Source organism: Arthrobacter sp. UYNi723, assembly GCF_054057635.1.
Window position 1 is genome coordinate 1 of the sequence record NZ_JBSRZM010000032.1, and the last position, 18,691, is coordinate 18,691.

Annotated in this window: 17 protein-coding genes and 1 other annotated feature; of the genes, 13 read left to right on the forward strand and 4 right to left on the reverse strand. The window is 61.4% G+C overall.

Going from position 1 to position 18,691, the window contains the following annotated elements; genetic code table 11:
- Nucleotides 1–931 precede the first annotated feature (931 nt).
- Nucleotides 932–2,239, reverse strand: a complete 1,308-nt coding sequence (locus ACVWY0_RS19215; RefSeq protein WP_485838098.1) for a helix-turn-helix transcriptional regulator — start codon at nucleotides 2,237–2,239, stop codon at nucleotides 932–934.
- 183 nt (nucleotides 2,240–2,422) lie between these two features.
- Between ACVWY0_RS19215 and tkt the strand changes: the two genes are divergently transcribed.
- The 8 genes from tkt (at nucleotide 2,423) to ACVWY0_RS19255 (ending at nucleotide 10,699) form a co-directional block, all read left to right on the forward strand.
- Nucleotides 2,423–4,555 (forward strand): transketolase, encoded by a 2,133-nt coding sequence (gene tkt, locus ACVWY0_RS19220; RefSeq protein WP_485838128.1) that lies wholly within the window; start codon nucleotides 2,423–2,425, stop codon nucleotides 4,553–4,555.
- Between the two features lie 104 nt (nucleotides 4,556–4,659).
- Nucleotides 4,660–5,781 carry a transaldolase gene (gene tal, locus ACVWY0_RS19225; protein WP_485838099.1) on the forward strand — a complete coding sequence of 374 codons (1,122 nt, stop codon included), beginning with the start codon at nucleotides 4,660–4,662 and terminating at the stop codon, nucleotides 5,779–5,781.
- 34 nt (nucleotides 5,782–5,815) lie between these two features.
- The gene (rpe, locus tag ACVWY0_RS19230; RefSeq protein ID WP_282332033.1) at nucleotides 5,816–6,493 is read left to right on the forward strand and encodes a ribulose-phosphate 3-epimerase; all 678 of its coding nucleotides are present in this window, start codon (nucleotides 5,816–5,818) and stop codon (nucleotides 6,491–6,493) included.
- Between the two features lie 50 nt (nucleotides 6,494–6,543).
- Nucleotides 6,544–7,017 carry a ribose-5-phosphate isomerase gene (locus ACVWY0_RS19235; protein WP_485838100.1) on the forward strand — a complete coding sequence of 158 codons (474 nt, stop codon included), beginning with the start codon at nucleotides 6,544–6,546 and terminating at the stop codon, nucleotides 7,015–7,017.
- 117 nt (nucleotides 7,018–7,134) lie between these two features.
- Nucleotides 7,135–8,154 (forward strand): class II fructose-bisphosphate aldolase, encoded by a 1,020-nt coding sequence (gene fbaA / locus ACVWY0_RS19240; RefSeq protein ID WP_485838101.1) that lies wholly within the window; start codon nucleotides 7,135–7,137, stop codon nucleotides 8,152–8,154.
- Nucleotides 8,155–8,267: 113 nt separating this feature from the next.
- The gene (locus ACVWY0_RS19245) at nucleotides 8,268–9,260 is read left to right on the forward strand and encodes a Gfo/Idh/MocA family protein (RefSeq protein ID WP_485838102.1); all 993 of its coding nucleotides are present in this window, start codon (nucleotides 8,268–8,270) and stop codon (nucleotides 9,258–9,260) included.
- A 164-nt stretch (nucleotides 9,261–9,424) separates the two neighbouring features.
- Nucleotides 9,425–10,072 carry an HAD-IA family hydrolase gene (locus ACVWY0_RS19250; RefSeq protein WP_485838103.1) on the forward strand — a complete coding sequence of 216 codons (648 nt, stop codon included), beginning with the start codon at nucleotides 9,425–9,427 and terminating at the stop codon, nucleotides 10,070–10,072.
- 216 nt (nucleotides 10,073–10,288) lie between these two features.
- On the forward strand, nucleotides 10,289–10,699 hold the full coding sequence (locus ACVWY0_RS19255) for a hypothetical protein (RefSeq protein WP_485838104.1): 411 nt from the start codon (nucleotides 10,289–10,291) through the stop codon (nucleotides 10,697–10,699).
- Nucleotides 10,324–10,435: a sequence feature (AL1L pseudoknot), on the forward strand. (Overlaps the previous gene by 112 nt.)
- Before the next feature lie 420 nt (nucleotides 10,700–11,119).
- On the opposite strand, the gene ACVWY0_RS19260 is transcribed toward ACVWY0_RS19255, so the two are convergent.
- Complete coding sequence (locus ACVWY0_RS19260; protein WP_485838129.1) at nucleotides 11,120–11,308, reverse strand: helix-turn-helix domain-containing protein; 189 nt, start codon at nucleotides 11,306–11,308, stop codon at nucleotides 11,120–11,122.
- Nucleotides 11,309–11,584: 276 nt separating this feature from the next.
- Nucleotides 11,585–11,995: a cupin domain-containing protein gene (locus ACVWY0_RS19265; protein ID WP_282337334.1), complete on the reverse strand. Its 411-nt coding sequence runs from the start codon at nucleotides 11,993–11,995 to the stop codon at nucleotides 11,585–11,587.
- Nucleotides 11,996–12,215: 220 nt separating this feature from the next.
- On the opposite strand from ACVWY0_RS19265, the gene ACVWY0_RS19270 reads away from it, so the two are divergent.
- Nucleotides 12,216–12,803 (forward strand): TetR/AcrR family transcriptional regulator, encoded by a 588-nt coding sequence (locus ACVWY0_RS19270; RefSeq protein ID WP_485838105.1) that lies wholly within the window; start codon nucleotides 12,216–12,218, stop codon nucleotides 12,801–12,803.
- Between the two features lie 465 nt (nucleotides 12,804–13,268).
- On the opposite strand, the gene betT is transcribed toward ACVWY0_RS19270, so the two are convergent.
- Nucleotides 13,269–15,368, reverse strand: a complete 2,100-nt coding sequence (betT, locus tag ACVWY0_RS19275) for a choline BCCT transporter BetT (protein WP_485838106.1) — start codon at nucleotides 15,366–15,368, stop codon at nucleotides 13,269–13,271.
- Nucleotides 15,369–16,008: 640 nt separating this feature from the next.
- Between betT and ACVWY0_RS19280 the strand changes: the two genes are divergently transcribed.
- The 4 genes from ACVWY0_RS19280 to ACVWY0_RS19295 all read left to right on the forward strand — a co-directional run bounded on the left by ACVWY0_RS19280 (nucleotide 16,009) and on the right by ACVWY0_RS19295 (nucleotide 17,839).
- Nucleotides 16,009–16,389: a cupin domain-containing protein gene (locus ACVWY0_RS19280; RefSeq protein WP_485838107.1), complete on the forward strand. Its 381-nt coding sequence runs from the start codon at nucleotides 16,009–16,011 to the stop codon at nucleotides 16,387–16,389.
- Nucleotides 16,390–16,530: 141 nt separating this feature from the next.
- Entirely contained in the window at nucleotides 16,531–16,896 is a 366-nt protein-coding gene (locus ACVWY0_RS19285; RefSeq protein WP_485838108.1) for a cupin domain-containing protein, read from the forward strand.
- A gap of 115 nt (nucleotides 16,897–17,011) precedes the next feature.
- The gene (locus tag ACVWY0_RS19290) at nucleotides 17,012–17,389 is read left to right on the forward strand and encodes a cupin domain-containing protein (protein ID WP_282331776.1); all 378 of its coding nucleotides are present in this window, start codon (nucleotides 17,012–17,014) and stop codon (nucleotides 17,387–17,389) included.
- 234 nt (nucleotides 17,390–17,623) lie between these two features.
- Nucleotides 17,624–17,839: a hypothetical protein gene (locus ACVWY0_RS19295; RefSeq protein ID WP_485838109.1), complete on the forward strand. Its 216-nt coding sequence runs from the start codon at nucleotides 17,624–17,626 to the stop codon at nucleotides 17,837–17,839.
- The last annotated feature ends 852 nt before the right edge of the window (nucleotides 17,840–18,691 follow it).

Below are 18,691 nucleotides of genomic sequence, written 5' to 3' on the forward strand. Positions count from 1 at the left end.
AACGATTCGGCCGCGGCCTGGCCATCCTTCAGGATGGCCGCGGCCCGGGAAATCTCGTCGCGGGAGAGCGGATCGAGAGGGTGTGCTACCCCAACAACAGTTTCGGTTTCAATGTCGATAGACATACTTTTCTCCTTGATTCTCTTTGAGGATGAGATCCCTACGGCCTGATAGGCGAATTGCCCCGTAAGGCCTGGAATATGCCGAAAGTTTTCCTGGGCATAGCTGATTACTAATTTCTTGATCTGCTACGGACCGTTTGCAAACCCGATCCGTTATTTTCATCGTGTCAGCCGATCTCTGTTCCGAACCTACTGAACATGACGCTGATCACTTGCATTCGGTCTGTGTAGAAAAAGCTACGTTATGCAATTCATCGAGGCGAGCCTTTTATGGATATTTACGTGAGAAATTCGCAGGGTTATTTTCCCATCGCAGTTAACATGTTGGAAACATACCGAAACATGATCGAAACCTGCGGAGCGGGATTCCAGCCGTCAACGCCGCGCCGGAACCGCTGTTACGGCCCTGCCTCTGAGCGTGGTTGGGGGGATTTTGCGGAAGGGTCGTTGGCCTCCGGCGGCGAGCCGTTCGGGCTTGCGATCCGCCGCAGGCCGCGGCCCACAGCCACAGCACCACCATCGGGGCACCCCGGTTGGTGCTCTCGGTTTCGACATGCGCAAGGCAGATGGCAGCCTCAGCGACGGACGCAGACGAGGTCCTGCATGCACGCCGGTCTGGACGAGCGGGCCGGCCCGTTTCGTCTTAAATGGACCGCACAGTCAACCGGGGAAGTGGAAGTCCTCGTTACTGGGCAGGGTCAACTTCTCTACTGGTTCGACGACGCAGAGACCGCACTCGAACTTGGGTAATGACCGGAGCCCGGTGACATGGCTGACCGGCTGTTGACCTTGAGTGAACAGCTACGCCGCTACCGGAGTCCGTGGCTGTGTGCCAGGGCGATAGCCTCGGTGCGTGAACCGACCTCGAGCTTCCTGAACAGGTTGCGCACATGGAACTTGACCGTGTTCTCGCTAATGCCCAGCGTGGAGGCGATGGTCCGGTTGCGGTGCCCGGCAACAAGGTGCTCAAGCACCTCGAGCTCCCGGGCAGCAAGATCCCAGCCGGCGACATCCCCCGCCGGGCGTGACGTTTGCAGGTCCAGGGGGAGGGTGACAAAAACGTCCGCACCCCAGCCCGGCATAACGTCGATCCGCAGTGTTCCGGTGAGCGCCTGGACCCTGCGGTCCAGGCGGGCGATGCTCGGCGCGTCGGCTTTGAGTGCACCCCGGCCGTCGTCGCGGACGTTGATCAGCAGGTTTTCGCCGTCGCAGTCCCATTGCGTCCGTACCCTGCTGACGTCCGGTTGTTCCGTCATGGCCAGCACAAGTCCGCGGACGATTGCCCGTGCCGCGTGGGCAACTTCGCCCGGCAGGGCTCGTCCGTTGAGCGGCGGTTCGATAAATTCGATCTCGATGCCGCTGTAGCGTGTGAGCGGCCGCAGGTCCTCCCGCAGGCGTTCGAAGGCCTTGGCGACGGGCTCTTTCACCAGGTCTGTTGTGCGATCACTGTGGGTCCGGAGCCCGATCAAAGCCTTGGCGGTGAGGTCGATAACGGTTGTGCGGGCCGCCGCATCGTCCAGAGAGGATGCACGAAGGGCTGCCAGAAGGGTCTCCAGGGTGGTGGAGTGCACATCGGTCAGTTCTGCTGTCACTCGAAGGCGTTCAGCGGATGCCGCCCGCGATTCGAGCAGGTACGACGGCGGCGCATCAGCCACCTTCTCCCGGATCCGCCGCGCAGTGAGGCGCCATAGATACGTCACCAGGTCCAGCCCGGCATTGCGCCCCGGATCGGCAGGGGGATCGGTGAGGACCAGGAGGGCGTTGCTCGAGGCGTGTTTCAGGGCGAGCACGGGGCGGGTCTTGCCGGCGAGCTCGGCTTCCCCGAACCAAGGTCCCTCATCCTTAAGGGTGCCACGGAGCGTGTCCAGCTCGGTGATGGAGACCCGGGAAATGATGTCTTCGTCGCCAGCCTTCTTCTGCGGGCGGCCTGTGCAGTCTTCCGTGAAGATCACAAGCGCGCTGCTTCCCATGTAGGGGAGCGTGGCATCACGCAGGCGCTCCGCTATCTGGGCCAGGGGGGCATCAGCCAATGCTGCCACACTCTGCAAAAGCGGCCACGGCAGGTCTGGTAGGGGCACAGTGAATTCTTTCAGGGATGGGTCCGGCGCTGCACTCATCTGGACAGCATACCCGTGCGGAAACGTCCTTCCAACCCAAAAGGGTAGTAAGAACCGTCAGAAAACAGTGTTACCCCTGCCCATTTGGTTCGCAATCATTGATATCAACCAGAAAGTATCCGTCCGGCCGCTCCAGGCCGACCAGATCCAAAAGGACAAACCGTGAACCCGACAACAAATGTGATGCTCGCCGGCACTGCAAACTCAGCAACACTCAACTGGACGCCCGAGGACGAGCGCGCCGTGGATACCGCCCGTGTATTGGCCGCGGACGCCGTGGAGAAGGTCGGTAACGGCCACCCCGGTACGGCCATGAGCCTGGCCCCGGCCGCGTACCTTCTTTTCCAGAAGCTGATGCGCCACGATCCCCGCGACCCGGACTGGCTGGGACGTGACCGTTTCATCCTGTCACCAGGCCACTCCTCCCTGACCCTTTACGTCCAGCTGTTCCTGTCCGGCTACGGCCTGGAACTGGACGACCTCAAGGCGCTGCGTACTTGGGATTCGCTGACTCCGGGCCACCCTGAGTACAAGCACACCGCCGGCGTGGAGATCACCACCGGTCCGCTGGGCCAGGGCCTGGCCTCCTCGGTGGGCTTCGCCTACTCGCAGCGCCGGATGCGCGGCCTGTTCGACGCCGACGCTGCCGAGGGCACGTCCCCGTTTGACCACACCATCTGGGTCATCGCCTCTGACGGCGACATTCAGGAAGGCGTGACCTCCGAGGCTTCATCGCTGGCCGGGCACCAGGAACTGGGCAACCTCGTGGTGGTCTACGATGAGAACCACATCTCCATCGAGGACGACACTGACATCTCCTTCACTGAGGATGTCCTGAAGCGCTACGAGGCCTACGGCTGGCACACCCAGCGCGTGGACTGGACCGAGACGGGCGAGTACGTAGAAGACGTCCAGGAGCTGTACTCGGCTCTGCTGGCCGCGAAGGCTGAGACGTCCAAGCCGTCCATCATCTCTCTGCGCACCATCATCGGCTACCCGGCGCCCAAGAAGCAGAACACCGGCAAGATCCACGGTTCAGCCCTGGGTGCTGACGAAGTTGCAGGCCTCAAGGAGGTCCTGGGCTTCGATCCGGCCAAGTCCTTCGAGGTGGACCAGGACGTACTGGCCCACGCCCGTGCCGTCGTCGACCGCGGCGCTGCCGCCCGCAGCGAATGGGATTCCTCATTTGAGGCGTGGCAGTCGGCCAACCCTGAGGGCGCCGCATTGCTGGAGCGGATCGAAGCCAAGACGCTTCCCGCCGGACTTGATGCAGTCCTGCCGGTCTTCGAAGCAGGCAAGGATGTCTCCACCCGTGCCGCGTCGGGCAAGGTCCTGAACGCGCTGGGCCCGGTCATGCCGGAGCTGTGGGGCGGTTCGGCTGACCTCGCCGAGTCCAACAACACCACCATCGAAGGCTCGGCCTCCTTCATCCCGGTCTCCCGCTCCACCGATGCCTGGAAGGGCAACCCTTACGGCCGTGTCCTGCACTTCGGCATCCGTGAGCACGCCGCGGCGTCGATCGTAAACGGTATTTCGCTGCACGGCCGGACCCGGGCGTTCTCCGGCACGTTCCTGATCTTCAGTGACTACCAGCGCCCGGCCATCCGCCTCTCGGCTCTGATGGGTGTCCCGTCCATCTACGTGTGGTCCCACGACTCCATCGGCCTGGGCGAGGACGGCCCCACCCACCAGCCGGTGGAGCAGCTCTCCACACTGCGCGCCATTGTGGGCCTGGACGTAGTCCGCCCCGGCGACGCCAACGAGGTGGGCATAGCCTGGAAGACCATGCTGGAGAACCACGAAAACCCGGCCGGCATCGTTCTGACCCGTCAGAACGTCCCCACCTTCGCCCGCGGTAACGGTGCAGCACAGGGTGACACCTTTGCTTCCCCGGCGGGTGTGGCCAAGGGCGGCTACGTCCTCGCCGAAGCGGCCAAGGACGGCGCAACCGTTCCGGCCGACGTGCTGCTGATCGCTACCGGCTCCGAGGTCCAGCTGGCCGTCCAGGCCCGCGAAGCCCTCCAGGTCGAAGGCATCGCCGCCCGCGTCATCTCCATGCCGTGTGTGGAGTGGTTCAACAAGCAGGACGCGGCCTACCGCGAATCCGTGCTCCCCGCAGCCGTCAAAGCCCGCGTCTCCGTCGAAGCCGGTCTGGCCCTGGGCTGGAGGGAATTCGTTGGCGATGCCGGCCGTTCCATCTCGCTCGAGCACTACGGCGCTTCGGCAGACTACAAACGCCTGTTCCAGGAGTTCGGCATCACCGCGGAGGCAGTTGCCGCCGCCGCCAAGGACTCCCTGGCCGCTGCCCGCAACTGATATTTACCTGCACTGCGGCCAGCGCCGCGGGACGGCCTCATGGGGGACGTCCCGCGGCGCGGCCGCGAACTGTCACCAGTCCACAATTTTTGAAGGAAGAAGCCATGACCAACGCAACCCCCACCGCCCAGCTGTCCGACGCCGGCGTGTCCATCTGGCTCGACGACCTTTCGCGTGAGCGTCTCGCAAGCGGCAGCCTGCAGAAGCTCATCGACGAAAAGAATGTGGTCGGCGTGACCACCAACCCGTCCATCTTCCAGGCCGCGATCACCTCCGGCTCCGACTATGACGCAAAGATCGCCGAACTTGCCGCGCAGGGTGCCGGCGTCGAGGAGACCATCTTCGAGATCACCACCACCGACGTCGCTGACGCCTGCGACCTGTTCGCTCCGATCGCCGCCGCCACCAAGGGTGTTGACGGACGCGTGTCCATCGAAGTTGACCCGCGCCTGGCCTGGGACACGACCGGCACCATCGCCGAAGCCAAGAACCTCTACAAAAAGGTGGACAAGGACAACGTCCACATCAAGATCCCCGCAACCCTCGAAGGCCTTGAGGCCATCACGGCAACCCTGGGCGAAGGCATCAGCGTTAACGTGACCCTGATCTTCTCCCTGGACCGCTACCGGGCCGTCATCAGCGCCTTCCAGTCCGGCCTGGAACTGGCCAAAGACAACGGCCACGACCTGTCCACGATCCACTCCGTGGCCTCGTTCTTCGTCTCCCGCGTGGACTCCGAGATCGACAAGCGCCTTGACGCCATCGGCACCGACGAAGCCAAGGCCCTCAAGGGCAAGGCCGGCGTAGCCAACGCCCGCCTGGCCTACCAGGTCTACGAGCAGCTCTTTTCCACCGATCGGTGGGAGGTCCTGGCCGAAGCCGGCGCACGTCCGCAGCGTCCCCTGTGGGCGTCCACCGGCGTCAAGGACCCGGCCTACCCCGACACCCTGTATGTCACGGGACTGGTTGCTGCCGACGTCGTCAACACCATGCCGGAGAAGACCCTGGACGCCACGTTCGACCACGGCGTGGTCACCGGGGACACCATCACCGGCGCCTATGCCGAGTCCAAGGCCGTGCTGTACGCACTGGACGCACTGGGTATTTCCTACAACGAGGTGGTTGCACTCCTCGAATCCGAGGGCCTGGAGAAGTTTGTAGCCAGCTGGAAGGAACTGCTGGCCGACGTCGAAGGTGCCCTTGCCGCTGCACGGAAGGCATCCTGATCCGAGCTCTGACAGCTACCGAAAGGCAGACACCATGTCCGCATCACCTCTGAAATGCTGCATCAACCCCAGCATCCTCTCGGCCGACTTCGCCAACCTCGAGGCCGAGCTTGCCCGCATCAGCAACGCCGATGCCGTGCACGTGGATGTTATGGACAACCTCTTTGTGCCAAACCTGACCATCGGCCTGCCTGTTGTGGAACGGCTGCAGAAGGTCAGCCCCGTCCCGTTGGACGCCCACCTGATGATCGCAAACGTGGACCGTTGGGCGCCGCAGTACGCCGACGCCGGCCTGAGCTCTGTGACGTTCCACGTGGAGGCATCAGATGCCCCCATCAAACTCGCCCGGGAACTCCGCGCCCGCGGAGCCAAGGCGGGCATGGCACTTCGCCCGGCCACTCCGGTGGAACCGTACCTGGACATGCTCTCCGAACTGGACATGCTGTTGATCATGACCGTTGAGCCGGGCTTCGGCGGCCAGGCATTCCTCGACGTCATGCTGCCCAAGATCCGCCGTGCCCGCGCGGCAGTGGACGGTTCGGGGGTGAACGTGGCCATCCAGGTGGACGGCGGCATCACAGAGGAAACCATCACCCGCGCCGCGGAGGCCGGTGCCAACGTCTTTGTGGCCGGATCCGCCGTATACGGCAGGCCGTCGCCTGAGGACGCCATCGAGTCGCTGCGCGCCAACGGGCAGCTCGCTTTCGGCTAACGACGCCGCACGACAACAACACCGCACCCCACCAGTCTGAAGGACCCCTCATGCGCGTTCACATCGCAACCGACCACGCGGGTATGGAGCTTAGCTCTCACCTCATCACCGCACTCTCAGCCAGTGGCTACGAGATGGTAGACCACGGGCCAGCGGCCTACGATGCCGAGGACGACTACCCGGCGTTCTGCATCAAGGCCGCGTCCGCCGTCGTGGCCGACCAGGCCGCCGGCGTTGACGCCCTCGGGATCGTGCTGGGGGGCTCAGGCAACGGCGAGCAGATCGCGGCGAACAAGGTCAAAGGCGTGCGCGCGGCCTTGGCATGGAATCTCGACACCGCCAAACTGGCCCGCGAACACAACAACGCCAACGTCGTGGCAGTGGGTGGCCGCCAGCACACCGTTCACGAGGCCACCGAACTGATCGAGGCGTTCCTAGCCGAACCGTATAGCAAGGCCGAACGCCACGAGCGCCGCATCGGCAAGATCGCCACCTACGAATCCACCGGCGAGGTTGCCGAGTAGGTTCATTTCACGGAGGCCCCGCGCAATCCTTACGAAGGACTGCGTGGGGCCTTGGGACTGTCTGGCACGTGCTTGTGGCAGGCGCGCCCAAAAACAAAATCCACTTGAGGAGTCAGCATGCCCATTGCAACCCCAGAGATCTACTCCGAGATGATCGATCGTGCCAAGGCAGGGGGCTTTGCGTTTCCGGCGGTCAATGTGACGTCGTCGCAGACCCTGAATGCGGCCATCCGCGGGTTCGCCGAGGCTGAGTCCGATGGCATTATCCAGGTTTCCACCGGTGGCGCAGCGTACTGGTCCGGTGCATCGGTGAAGGATATGGTGGCCGGTTCGCTCGGTTTCGCTGCCTTTGCCCGCGAGGTAACGAAGAATTACAACGTCAACATTGCGCTGCACACGGACCACTGCCCCAAGGACAAGCTGGACGGCTTTGTCCTGCCGTTGCTGGCAGCTTCGGAGGCTGAGGTCAAGGCCGGCCGGAACCCGATCTTCAACTCGCACATGTGGGACGGCTCGCACGAGGCCCTCGAAGACAACCTGCGCATTGCCCGCGAGCTGCTGGAGCGTTCCGCTGCGGCGAAGATGATGCTTGAGGTTGAAATCGGCACTGTCGGTGGCGAGGAAGACGGGGTGGAGAACGAGATCAACGAGAAGCTGTACACCACCACCGAAGATGCCCTGGCGACCATCGAGGCCCTGGGTACGGGCGAGAACGGCCGTTACCTGACGGCGCTGACGTTCGGTAACGTCCACGGTGTGTACAAGCCCGGCGGCGTGAAGCTGCGCCCGGAGCTGCTCAAGCAGATCCAGGCCGAGGTGGGCGCCAAGATCGGCAAGGAGAACCCGTTTGACCTCGTGTTCCACGGCGGTTCGGGCTCCAGTGACCAGGAAATCGCTGATGCCGTTTCCTATGGTGTGATCAAGATGAACATCGACACGGACACGCAGTACGCCTTTACCCGTCCGGTGGCCGGCCACATGCTCGCCAACTACGATGGCGTGCTGAAGATCGACGGCGAAATGGGCAACAAGAAGACCTACGACCCCCGCGTCTGGGGCGCCTCCGCGGAGGCCGGCATGGCTGCGCGCATCGTCGAGGCCGCCCGCCAGCTCGGCTCCCTCGGCAAGACGTTCTAGCCGAAGAGGGCTGGGAGCCAAGATCCCTCACTGCACTACGATCCGAACCCATAAACTGCGAACGGGCATGAAGCCGCACTGCCAGGGCAGAGAGCCTGAAAAAGGAGTATTCAATGAGCGAGAAATTGCGTTGGGGTGTCCTGGGCACCGCACGCGTCGTCCGCAAGACCATTCCCGCGTTGCAGGGAACAAAAAACGGTGTGGTGGTAGGTATTGGGTCCCGTACCGAGGAAAAGGCCAGGGAGTATGCCGATAGGCACGGCGTGCCCCAGGCGTTTGGTTCGTATGAGGCGCTGCTCGGTTCCCCGGACATTGACGCTGTTTACATTGCGCTGCCGAACGCGCTGCACCTTGAGTGGATTCTTAAAGCCTTGGACGCGGGCAAGCACGTCCTCTGTGAGAAGCCTTTGGCGATGAGCGCCGCCGAGTGCGGGGAGATTGCGCGCAAGGCCGACGAGACCGGGCTGAAAGTCTTTGAAGGCTTTATGTACCGTTTCCACCCGCGTTTCGAGAAGCTGCAGGAGTTGCTTGCAGCCAGTGCGGTGGGCACATTGACCTTTGTCCACGTTGCACACTCCTTCGATGCGGGCGGGGACGACAACATCCGCTGGTATGCGGGGCTCGGCGGCGGCGCACTTTTCGATGCTGGGTGCTACTGCGTCAACATGAGCCGGATGGTCACGGGGCAGGAGCCGGCTCATGTCGCCGCCTTTGGCAACTATCGCGACGCCAACGACGACGGTCGAATCGACACCAGCATTGCGGGTATGCTCCGCTTTGCCGGCGGCCAAACAGCGCTTTTTGATACGGGAGTGAACCTCGAGCGCCGCAACTTCTTGGAAATCACGGGCACCGGGGGCCGGCTCTACCTGGACAATCCTTTCGGGCTGCTGGAGGAGGATTCGGTCCTGGAGGAGCATCACTTCGGGCAGGAGACTGTCTATCACCACGTCAAGGGCGAAAACCACTTCGTCCGAATGGGGGAACACTTCGCCGACACCGTCCTGAGCGGTACAGCGCTGCGCTACGACCTCACGGACGCGGCAAAAAACGCCCGCGTGCTGGAAGCTCTCGACCAGGCAGCGAGGAATCAAGAGGAGGCGTGACCCAGAGCAGCAAGCGCACCACAGACTCAACTCCCGCGACCTACGCAGGAACCCTAGTTACCAAAGGACCCACTATGGCGTCTCATGACCACTTCGCACGGTTTAACCGGCGCGTAGAAGAGCACCCGTCGGAGCTGCGCAGCACAACTGGCGGGGGGCGTACCGTGACTGCCCTGCACTGCACTGCCGTACTGTTCGACTGCGACGGGGTGCTCGTCGATTCGGACACCGCCGTTGTGCGTTCCTGGACCCGATGGGCGCACGAGATGAACCTGGACCCAGAAGAAGTCCTCCCTACCGTTTATGGACGACGATCGGTCGATACCGTCGCACAATTCATCTCCCCGTCGAAGCGCCCAGCCGCTGTGGAACTGATCGACGCACTGGAAATAGAAGACGCAGCTACCGCCACAGAGATCCCCGGCGCCGCCGAGCTCCTGGCAGCAATACCCGCTGGCCGGTGGGCTGTAGTGACCTCCGCGTCACGCGACCTGGCCCACGCCCGTCTGTCCGCCGCCGGGCTCACCGCGCCCGAGGTACGGATAACGGCCGACGACGTCAGACACGGCAAACCGCACCCCGAAGGCTACCTTGCCGCAGCACAACGTCTTGGCGTGCCGGCAGATCAGTGCGTCGTGGTGGAAGACGCCCCGGCCGGCATTCGCGCGGCACGCGCCGCTCAGGTGGGACACGTCCTTGGCGTCGGCAGCCGTGATATCGGCGAACATCAGCCGGACGCCGTAGTCCCTGATCTGCGGTCCGTGCACTGGACCGGTGCTGGCCTCGAAATCCAGCAAGCAAACAAATATTAGGTACACGCCAGCCTGACGTCCGGCCCGTGATGGACGCCCAGAAGAATCCTGCTGACCAGCGAGGGGCCTGCACTCGTATCGGTGCGCAGCTGGGTATCCCGGCCGACACGATCCGCGGCTGGTTCCGGACGGAAGAGAGCGATCAGTGCGTGCGTCCTGGCACCACCACCGATGACGCCACCCCGTTGGCCGAGTTGGAGCGCGAGGTTAGCTGAGTTGCGGCGGGCGAACGTGATCCGGAGATCAGCGTCGGCTTTCTTCGCGGCGGAGCTCGATCGCCATCAAGACGATGATCGCTTTCATCGACCAGCACAAGGAAGAGGCGGGGTCGAGCCGATCTGCAAGCAGCTGCCGATCGCCCCCTCCACCTACTCCGCAGCGAAGACACGCCCCGAGTCCAAACCGGCCGTCAGCGACGCTGTGATGACGGAGACGATCATCAAGGTGCACAGCGAAAACTACAGTGTCTACGGGGCCAGGAAAGTATACGCAGGTCGCAGGGTGGCTCGCTGCACCGTGGGCCCGCTGGTAGTGGGTGAGGATGGCCCGGAGGTGCTCGACCGCCGGCGTCTTGGGAAGATCATCGAAAGCTTGGTGCGAGAGCTCGATCTCTCGGTCAGCGATTAGGCGTTTTAGCCGCAGGTCGGGCAAGTCATTCGGCCTCAGAAGCTCCGTCAGATTGGTGGTGAGTACACAGGTGATGCAATGACCGCCGCGGAAGCGCTCGGCCTCGCGGCCGAAGTTGTCACAGGTGAGGTCCGTCGTGATGCTGGCGCACTCGCGACAGGTGTCCTCGCCTGCATCGGTCCGGCATGGAAGCATCCTGTCGGCACCGCAGAGCGGGCATTGACCGTATCGGTGTGTTGCGTTCGTGAAGCAGATGCCGCAGATGCGTCCGTCTGGCCAGCGGACCCGGATCTTGCCGGTGGCCTTCCCGCAGCGGTCGCAGCCCTCGCTCGTTCTGTTTGAGCGGGGATGACCGCGTGGCTTGGACTCACTGCTCATCGGGACGGGTAATGCGCGCCCGGACCGGGCGGTAGCCCTCCGTCAGGGGGCGTCCGTGCCGTCGCCGACCACGGTTCGACGGCGCTGCGTGCGGGTGTCCGTTGCGGTGTAGGTGAGGATTTTGTTGGCCTCGACCTTGAAAATGTCGCAGAGTGCTACCAGGACCTGGAACGAGATGCGGTCCGGGTTCTGGCCGACGAGCCGGTAGGTCTGCGACTCTGAGAGTGTGATGCCGCGCTCCCGAAGTGGGGTGAACCGTCATTGAGCCTGAAGGGACGTGTACGAATTCATTGGTTTCAAGGACCCAGCGGGAGGGCCCTTGGTGCATTCCAAAATGCCTGATTCGGCACCTTTCTCGTCCTCCACAGATGGCTTCCGCGAGTGTCCATCTGCTGTCCGGTCGCTTCAGGGCAAGTACCCCGATCGTCCAGTCCGTGACGTTCGCCGCAGTCGCTTCTCACATCGCACCGATATGCCATCGAGGTGTGGCGGTGGAGATGCCAGGGCTCAGAGCTCGGCGTATTTGAAGGAGTGTGACTCCAGGCCTTCGGGGTTGGGGCCGTAAATGGTGACCATCCGCGCGTAGACGGGTGCCCAGTAACGGCCTGCTCGTCCGGGATTTACGCGTGCAGAATCTCCCGGCCTCAGGATGACAGTCTCGCCTTCGCTCTGGATATGAAGTTCGCCCTCCAGTACAAAGTTCGTCTCTGAATGGGGGTGGAAGTCCTCCCAGGCGCATGCGTCCAGTTCCCACTCGGAAAGTATAAAGTCGTCCCATGGGCCTTCAGGATGAGAATTTATGAACCTGCAGCGCAATCCCTGCCATTTGTCCTGCATGGCTTCCAGGGACTTCGCTGGCCAGAAATCGATCGCTTCGCCCGTTGTCACTGTCGGGAGCTGAGGAGTGGTTGTAACCATATCTTTTCACCGTTTCTTTAATAGGGAATCTGCTTCTGGAATACCTTGTTGAATGTGAAGAACTTTGTACCAACGTGACGCAGGCCACTGGTGTCAAAACTGTGACATGAACTTGCGTTCAAGTCAACGGTTCACCGCGAAGGTGGTAATCTTTCTCGGGCTCCCGATAGGCTTACGAAAGCCCGCCGGTTGGCCGAAACGGGAGACTGGAGAGTGAGCTATGCGGTTACCCGCACGAGAACGAAAAGAACAGCTGATTGCAGCGACGATTGAAATTATGCGTCGTGAGGGCGTTCAGTCGGTGACCATGCGGGCGATCGCCAAAGAGGCTAATGCCCCCTTGGCTACGGCACATTATTGCTTCAGCAATAAAGAAGAGCTCATGGATGCGGCCGCCGAGGCTTGGTTTGAGAACTTGAGCCGCTTTTCCAGCGGTGCCCCGGTCCACTTGGGACTTCGGAAGGCCGTGGAACACGTAGCTGAGGGCTACTGGCGTGCCCTGGAGGAAGAGCCCGCAAGCATACTTGCTGAAATTGAACTCATTTTGTGGGCCACGCGCAATGCCGATGTCAGCCCGTTGGCCACTAAGATTTATCCCGCCTATGAAGTGGAGCTGGGAAATATATTCTCCTCCGCCGCCCAAAGCAGCGGGGAACGGTGCCTCATATCCTTCCCTTCGCTGGTAAGGGCTTTTTTGATGATCTACGATGGAGCGGCCATTCAGTACCTGACCGACCCGAAGGGTACTGATTCACGAGCGCTGTTCTCGATGATGGTTGATGCACTGCTGAACAAGGCCGGCGTCTAAGCCCCTCCGCCGCCAGGACATTCAGGACTGTTCAGCTTTGGCCTGCAGCCGCTTTCACACTCAGCAGCCATACGCGACGCGGGATTCTCCCCGTGCACTTAAGGGTCGTGATCAGAATCATGTTGAGGAGCGTCTTCCTGAATCACTGATGCTCGACTGCTGTGGATGCATGCCAGGCGCGAACAGTTAGAGACTTTGTGGTCCTGGCGCACCAAAGAGCGGTCCGCTCGGGAAGAGCTGTCCGGAACGTCCTTTCCGACGTGTTCATGGCACTGGGTGTAGCGGGCCGCGAACGGCGTGGACATGATGCGGTTGGCGAGCGAACGTGGTGGGCAACAAAGTTGCCCACCACGTTCATGGTTATTTCGGAGTCACCGAGCGGACCTGCTGTTGCGTGTGGCCATTGAGGAACTGGATGGCTTCATCACGAACGTCCCCATCCGTGTCCTGCGCCGCAGGCTCCGCCTATGCGAGGGTACCGGTGGTCGGCGGTGCGGGCTGGGTGATGAGGGTGGGGTGGTCGTACTCGTTCGAGTAGGCCAGGAAGCTGTGGTGGGCTTCGTAACGGATCAGTATGTCCTCCATGATCTGCTGCTGTGTCACGCCCATCAGGTCATAGCCCTCGGAGCCGGTCTGCGAGAACACTTCCACGCGGTAGTAGACATCGGTTTCATGGTTCTTATGCCTGCCAAATTTCGGTATTGAGGCCTCTACGGCCTGTATCTGATAGTGGAAGTCGCGGTGGTCCGGGATGGTGACCACGATCACATGGCTGGGGACGTCCGTGTGTTCGTTCGGGAGGGTGTGCAGGGTTGCCTCATGGCCCTGTTTCGTGAACTCCTCGAGGGCTTCGGCCAGCGCCGGTTGCGCTGTGGCTTCAATAAACGCCGACACGTCGTTCTTGGACGGGTAGGAGCGTACCCGTGCCAGCCGCTGGCCCCAGGTGCGGTCCGCCACGTTACCGCCGTGCACCGCCATCGACTGCCGCCGCAGCGCCCGGCCCTCACGATCGGCCTTCTCCATCCGCAAGGCCTTTGTGAAGGAGGCCATGACCAGCCAGGCGATGATCGTCACCGGGAGACCGAAGATCAGCGTGGCGTACTCCATGGTGGTCACGCCGCCGGCGACCAGCATCGCGATGGTCAGCATCGCGGTAACCAGGGCCCAGAAGATCCGGAGCCACTTGGCGCCATCCTGGGTCGCATTGGTGATGTGGGAAGAGAAGTTGGACATCATCATGGCGCCTGAGTTGGCGCTGGTGAGGTAGAACAGCATGCCGGACAACGTGCCCAGTCCGATCAGGAGAGGCGCCCCGGGGAACATGCCCAGCAGCGCGTACCAGCCCTCTTGCGGGCTGGTAACGGCCAGCTTTGCGAACGCCTCGTTCCCGTTCAGGACCTCGTACAGGGCACTGTTACCGAAGATGCTCACGACCGCGAAGTCGCACAGCACGGGGAAGGTGATGGCGGCGATGACGAACTCGCGCAGGGTCCGGCCACGCGAGATACGGGCGAGGAACAGGCCCACGAACGGTCCCCAGGCAAGCCAGAAGGCCCAGAAGAACAGGGTCCAGCCGCCCATCCACTCCGAACCGCCTTCCTGGTACGCGAACGTCTGGAGGGTGCGTTCGGGGAAGGTGAAGACGAAGCGGCCGATGTTCTCCACCAGGGAGTTGAGCAGGAAGGAGGTCTGGCCGGTCACCAAGATGTACAGCAGCAGGGCCGCCGCGCTCCAGATGTTCAGCTCCGCGACCCAGCGGATCGCTTTGTCAACGCCGGAGGTGCATGCGGCGATGGTGAGTATGACGGCGACAATCACCAGCGCGATCTGCAGGGCCAGGCCCTGCTCCAGGCCGAACATGATGGCGATTCCGACGTTGAGCAGCACCACGCCGATTCCCATGGCCGTGGCGACGCCGAAAACCGTGGCCACCAGGGTGATGATGTCGATGGTGTCGCCGAGCCCGCCCTTGACGCGTTTGCCGAGCAGTGGATAGAGGGCTGCGCGGATGGACAGCGGAGTGCCCCACCGGTAGGCGAAGTAGCCCATGGCCATGCCGAGGAGCGCATACATGGCCCAGCCGGCCACGCCGTAGTGGAACATGGTCCACACCACGGCTTCGTGGGCCGCCTCCGCCGTCTCGCCTGCGCCCGCCGGCGGTTTCATGTACTGCGTAATGGGTTCGGTCACGGAGTAGAACAGCATGTCGATGCCCACACCGGCGGCGAACAGGTAGGCCACCCAGGTGAAAAGCTTGTACTGCGGCCGGGAGTGGTCCGGGCCCATCCGGACCGAGCCAACCTTGGACAGCGCCACCCACAGCACAAACCCGATGACGACAGTGACGGTGAGCACGTAGAACCAGCCGAGGTTCTGCGCGATCCAGGACATCACCGTCTTCATGGTGGACTGGGCGCCGGCAGGCACCAGCATCGTCCAGATAGTGAAAGCAATAATAATGGCTGACGCGATGATAAAGACCCGCCAGTTGACCTTAGGCGCGGGTTCCTCAGTGAGTTCGGGGGGCGCGGTGTCAGGTTTTTTATCGATATTAATGATGCTCAAATGTCCAACTCCAATTCGTGGTTCAGGCCGCGCGGAACGCAGCACATCATGGTGGTGTTCGCGGTCTCTTACTGATCGGTCGGATAGACGTCCGGGTGCAGGGGTGCCCGACGAAGTACTGAGAGGAAACGTTCCCCGCAGATGCCGCTGGGGCAGATATCGTGATGCTTTTTCCTGCGTTTTGTAGGATGCTGCGAAAGATTTATCGAAGAACTGTTCATCACTTGTGTGGGGACTGCGCTGACGATCACCTCTGAAGCCCGGTCAGGGCTCCCGGAGAAGATTGCTGCGAACCATGCATCCTCTGATTCCCAGAGGGCCAGCCGGGCTCTGCTTTGAGTCCGGCTGGTGTGATGCCAGTCACGCTGGTCGTCCACATACTGTGACAGGAACGAATGTTCAAGTCAAGGGTTCAACTGAAGATTTCGCGAACCCATTTCCCGACCCAACTCATTTTCAATGGATCTAGCATGAACGCTTGACCTGAACAATTGTTCATGTAGTGTGTATCGCAGCACGGTGATCTACCTCACTATCACGCGATGTAACTGACGTTCACCGGGCGCGTCTAAATAGAAGATTTCCGACTCTTGAAACGGTTGAAGCCATGAATGATGCAGGCACCATTCAGTCCCCGCCAGTGACGACGGGAAATGCAGTGGACTTCTGGGCGGCAAAGCCCTTGGAGGCCTTGGGCGGTGAATACGGGCGACTACGCTGCCGGTTTATCAATTCCCATCCGGTGGGCAGCTGGGACGACTTTATCCTCTCGGAATGGACGCTGGAGTCCTGTGCCTGGGAGGACTTTCACCCGCACAGCGAAACAGCTTTCGTCCTGGAGGGCGAACTCCATATTGAGAGCAAGGGCAAGACTGTCATCCTGAGGCCGGGCGATTCGGCACGCGTCAACCCGGGCAGCTTGGGCCGGTACTGGGCACCCGTCTATGCGCGGATGATCACCATTTACGGCCCCAACCCCGAAGGCCTGGAATCACACTCCTTCGCGTACTCCGAGCTCTGATCCCGACATTCCCCTGATGACGGGACGACCCGGGCACCGCCGAAACCCTTCAACGCCCGGGCCTCAGCGCGATCCGGACCGCAACGAAGCAAAACCTCTGTCACCAGTAAAAGTCCCATAACTTTTTGAAAGGCAAGACAAATGACACAACAGAGAACCTCCATCTCCGCCGCCCTCATCCGCGACGCGAAGAACGCTACGGATCTGGACGATTGGGGCCCCTGCCCTGAAGCGACCGGACCGCAGACGATGGACACCCGTGGAATCTATCTGTGGAAAGACGGGAAAGGTGCCGAATCCGGCATCTGGGAATGCACTGCAGGACCCTCCCGCTGGGTACTCGAAACGAACGAATTTGTGCACGTCCTCTCAGGCTCCATGACCATCACGCCCGACGGCGGCGAGCCCGAGCTCGTGGGTCCCGGCGACACGATCTTCATCCCCCGCGGCTGGAGCGGCAACTGGGAGCTTCACGAGACACTGCGCAAGCTCTACGTGATCTTCTAATCACGGATAAAAGCTATCAACAGAGAACCAGTCCATAGATGGACGGTTCTGGCAAAGATAACCAGTTCTGACAAAGACAAGTCAGAATTTCGTAACACTATCCACAGGAGAGATCATGGAAACCACAACACTCGGAACATTCACCAAGGCCGGATCCATCCACAAAGTGGAAAACGGCTTCATCGGACTGCCGTCAATGAACGTCCCGGGCGTCGACGCCGCCATCGGCGACTCCCTCACCCACCCCAACGGTTCGGTCATGAGCTCCGGATTCTTCGAGCTCAAGGCCTCCGAGCCGCTGGTCTACACGTACACCTGCGACGAAATGAAGGTTGTCGTGAAAGGTGAATTCATCCTCACCGACCGGGCTACAGGAGAAGTGACCCACGCCAAGGAGCGCGACGTACTCTTCTTCCCCAAGGGAGCAGAAATCACCTTCGAGACCCCCGACTACGGCCTGGGCTTCTTCACTGCCCACGGCTCCATGTCCTAAGCGACTCCGTTCGTGGCCTCCCCCATCGGGCGGTAATGAATCAGATCACTGGAACCGCCACTTGCCCCTGCAGCAACAGCTAGCCAACACCCTGCTGCTGCTGCAGGGGCGAGGACGTCCCATGGCGCGCATCACGAGATCTTTCGAGAGCCCAAAGAAAACAATTGACTTGAACAACCGTTCATGTGCAAAATAGTCAGAACATAGTGGTCCATATCACAAGAAAGTATTGACATGAGTAGTCAGACAACCGAGTCCCTGGAAGTCCTCGTCAATAGGCCTGAGGAACTTTACGAGTTGCTTAACGAGGCAGAGGCCTTGCTCCGGCAAGCAGCAATGGCCCATGGGTCTGCCGGCATTCGGGTCACCCGGCATGACCCTGCCCGGTACACCTTCGAACTCAGCGACACGGTTCCGTTTGGCGAGACCTGGGAGCAGACAGCCCGGTGACCGTCGTCGCGGGCCTCGGTGCCGGATTGGTCCGTGGGGCAACAACGTCTTCCTCCTAGCGGACACGCCCGGGATCAGCCTGTGTCCCGTCCGCCCGTTGAGCCATCGTCATCGAACTCAAAACAGGCAAGTTTCAGCCTGAGTACGCTGGCTGACTTAACTTTCCCTCTCACGGGGATTGACGGAGGCACAGCCACGACCCATTTCACCGGCAACTGTTGCATTGAGAGGTTCCCGCCGTCCGCTTGAGTCAGTCCATTTGATGATGCGGCTAAACAAACAAGAAGGAAAATACTGTGACTTCAGGGATGAATCGAGTGGGAGGGTCCGGCTGGGTTGATGTCCAAGTTGGAGACAAGGTGCAGCTGGTCGGTAGCGGGCGCCCAGAGTATGTCGGACTAGTAGACGCCCGGACAGCGGACGGTGACATCATTTGGGTCCACGACCCTGTTGATGGCCGCCGCCTGTTCCACATTCAGGATGGCTACGAACTCCAGCTGGCCGCATCATGATCGAAGCCGTGTTCTGATGACTGTCACTACCGCTCAGGACCGGAAGTCGACCAGCTGCCAGGCCAGAAACGGAATGCCTCTTTCCGGAACAGAATGAATTATGGCGTATCGCCTAAGCTCAGGCAGCGTCCGTGCCTCTCAGTTTGGGTTTTACGGGATGATTTGACGCTGAAATTCGCGTCTGTTGTGCAGGAACTTATACCGCCATGGCAAATCATGCTCTCTGAGCTCAGCACATTCAGGCGATAGGTCGTTGCCTTGCAAGCGTGTGGTGTCACATACGGTATGAAGGGTTTGGGCAGCCAGTCGCTAATCCCAATCATGGCGATTCGGATGCTGG

Bases quoted from the DNA above. Each gene is read 5' to 3' on its own strand.
- ACVWY0_RS19215 (WP_485838098.1), bottom strand. From the start codon at position 2,239: ATGAGTGCAGCGCCGGACCCATCCCTGAAAGAATTCACTGTGCCCCTA.
- tkt (WP_485838128.1), top strand. From the start codon at position 2,423: ATGCTCGCCGGCACTGCAAACTCAGCAACACTCAACTGGACGCCCGAG.
- tal (WP_485838099.1), top strand. From the start codon at position 4,660: ATGACCAACGCAACCCCCACCGCCCAGCTGTCCGACGCCGGCGTGTCC.
- rpe (WP_282332033.1), top strand. From the start codon at position 5,816: ATGTCCGCATCACCTCTGAAATGCTGCATCAACCCCAGCATCCTCTCG.
- ACVWY0_RS19235 (WP_485838100.1), top strand. From the start codon at position 6,544: ATGCGCGTTCACATCGCAACCGACCACGCGGGTATGGAGCTTAGCTCT.
- fbaA (WP_485838101.1), top strand. From the start codon at position 7,135: ATGCCCATTGCAACCCCAGAGATCTACTCCGAGATGATCGATCGTGCC.
- ACVWY0_RS19245 (WP_485838102.1), top strand. From the start codon at position 8,268: ATGAGCGAGAAATTGCGTTGGGGTGTCCTGGGCACCGCACGCGTCGTC.
- ACVWY0_RS19265 (WP_282337334.1), bottom strand. From the start codon at position 11,995: ATGGTTACAACCACTCCTCAGCTCCCGACAGTGACAACGGGCGAAGCG.
- ACVWY0_RS19270 (WP_485838105.1), top strand. From the start codon at position 12,216: ATGCGGTTACCCGCACGAGAACGAAAAGAACAGCTGATTGCAGCGACG.
- ACVWY0_RS19285 (WP_485838108.1), top strand. From the start codon at position 16,531: ATGACACAACAGAGAACCTCCATCTCCGCCGCCCTCATCCGCGACGCG.
- ACVWY0_RS19290 (WP_282331776.1), top strand. From the start codon at position 17,012: ATGGAAACCACAACACTCGGAACATTCACCAAGGCCGGATCCATCCAC.
- ACVWY0_RS19295 (WP_485838109.1), top strand. From the start codon at position 17,624: ATGAGTAGTCAGACAACCGAGTCCCTGGAAGTCCTCGTCAATAGGCCT.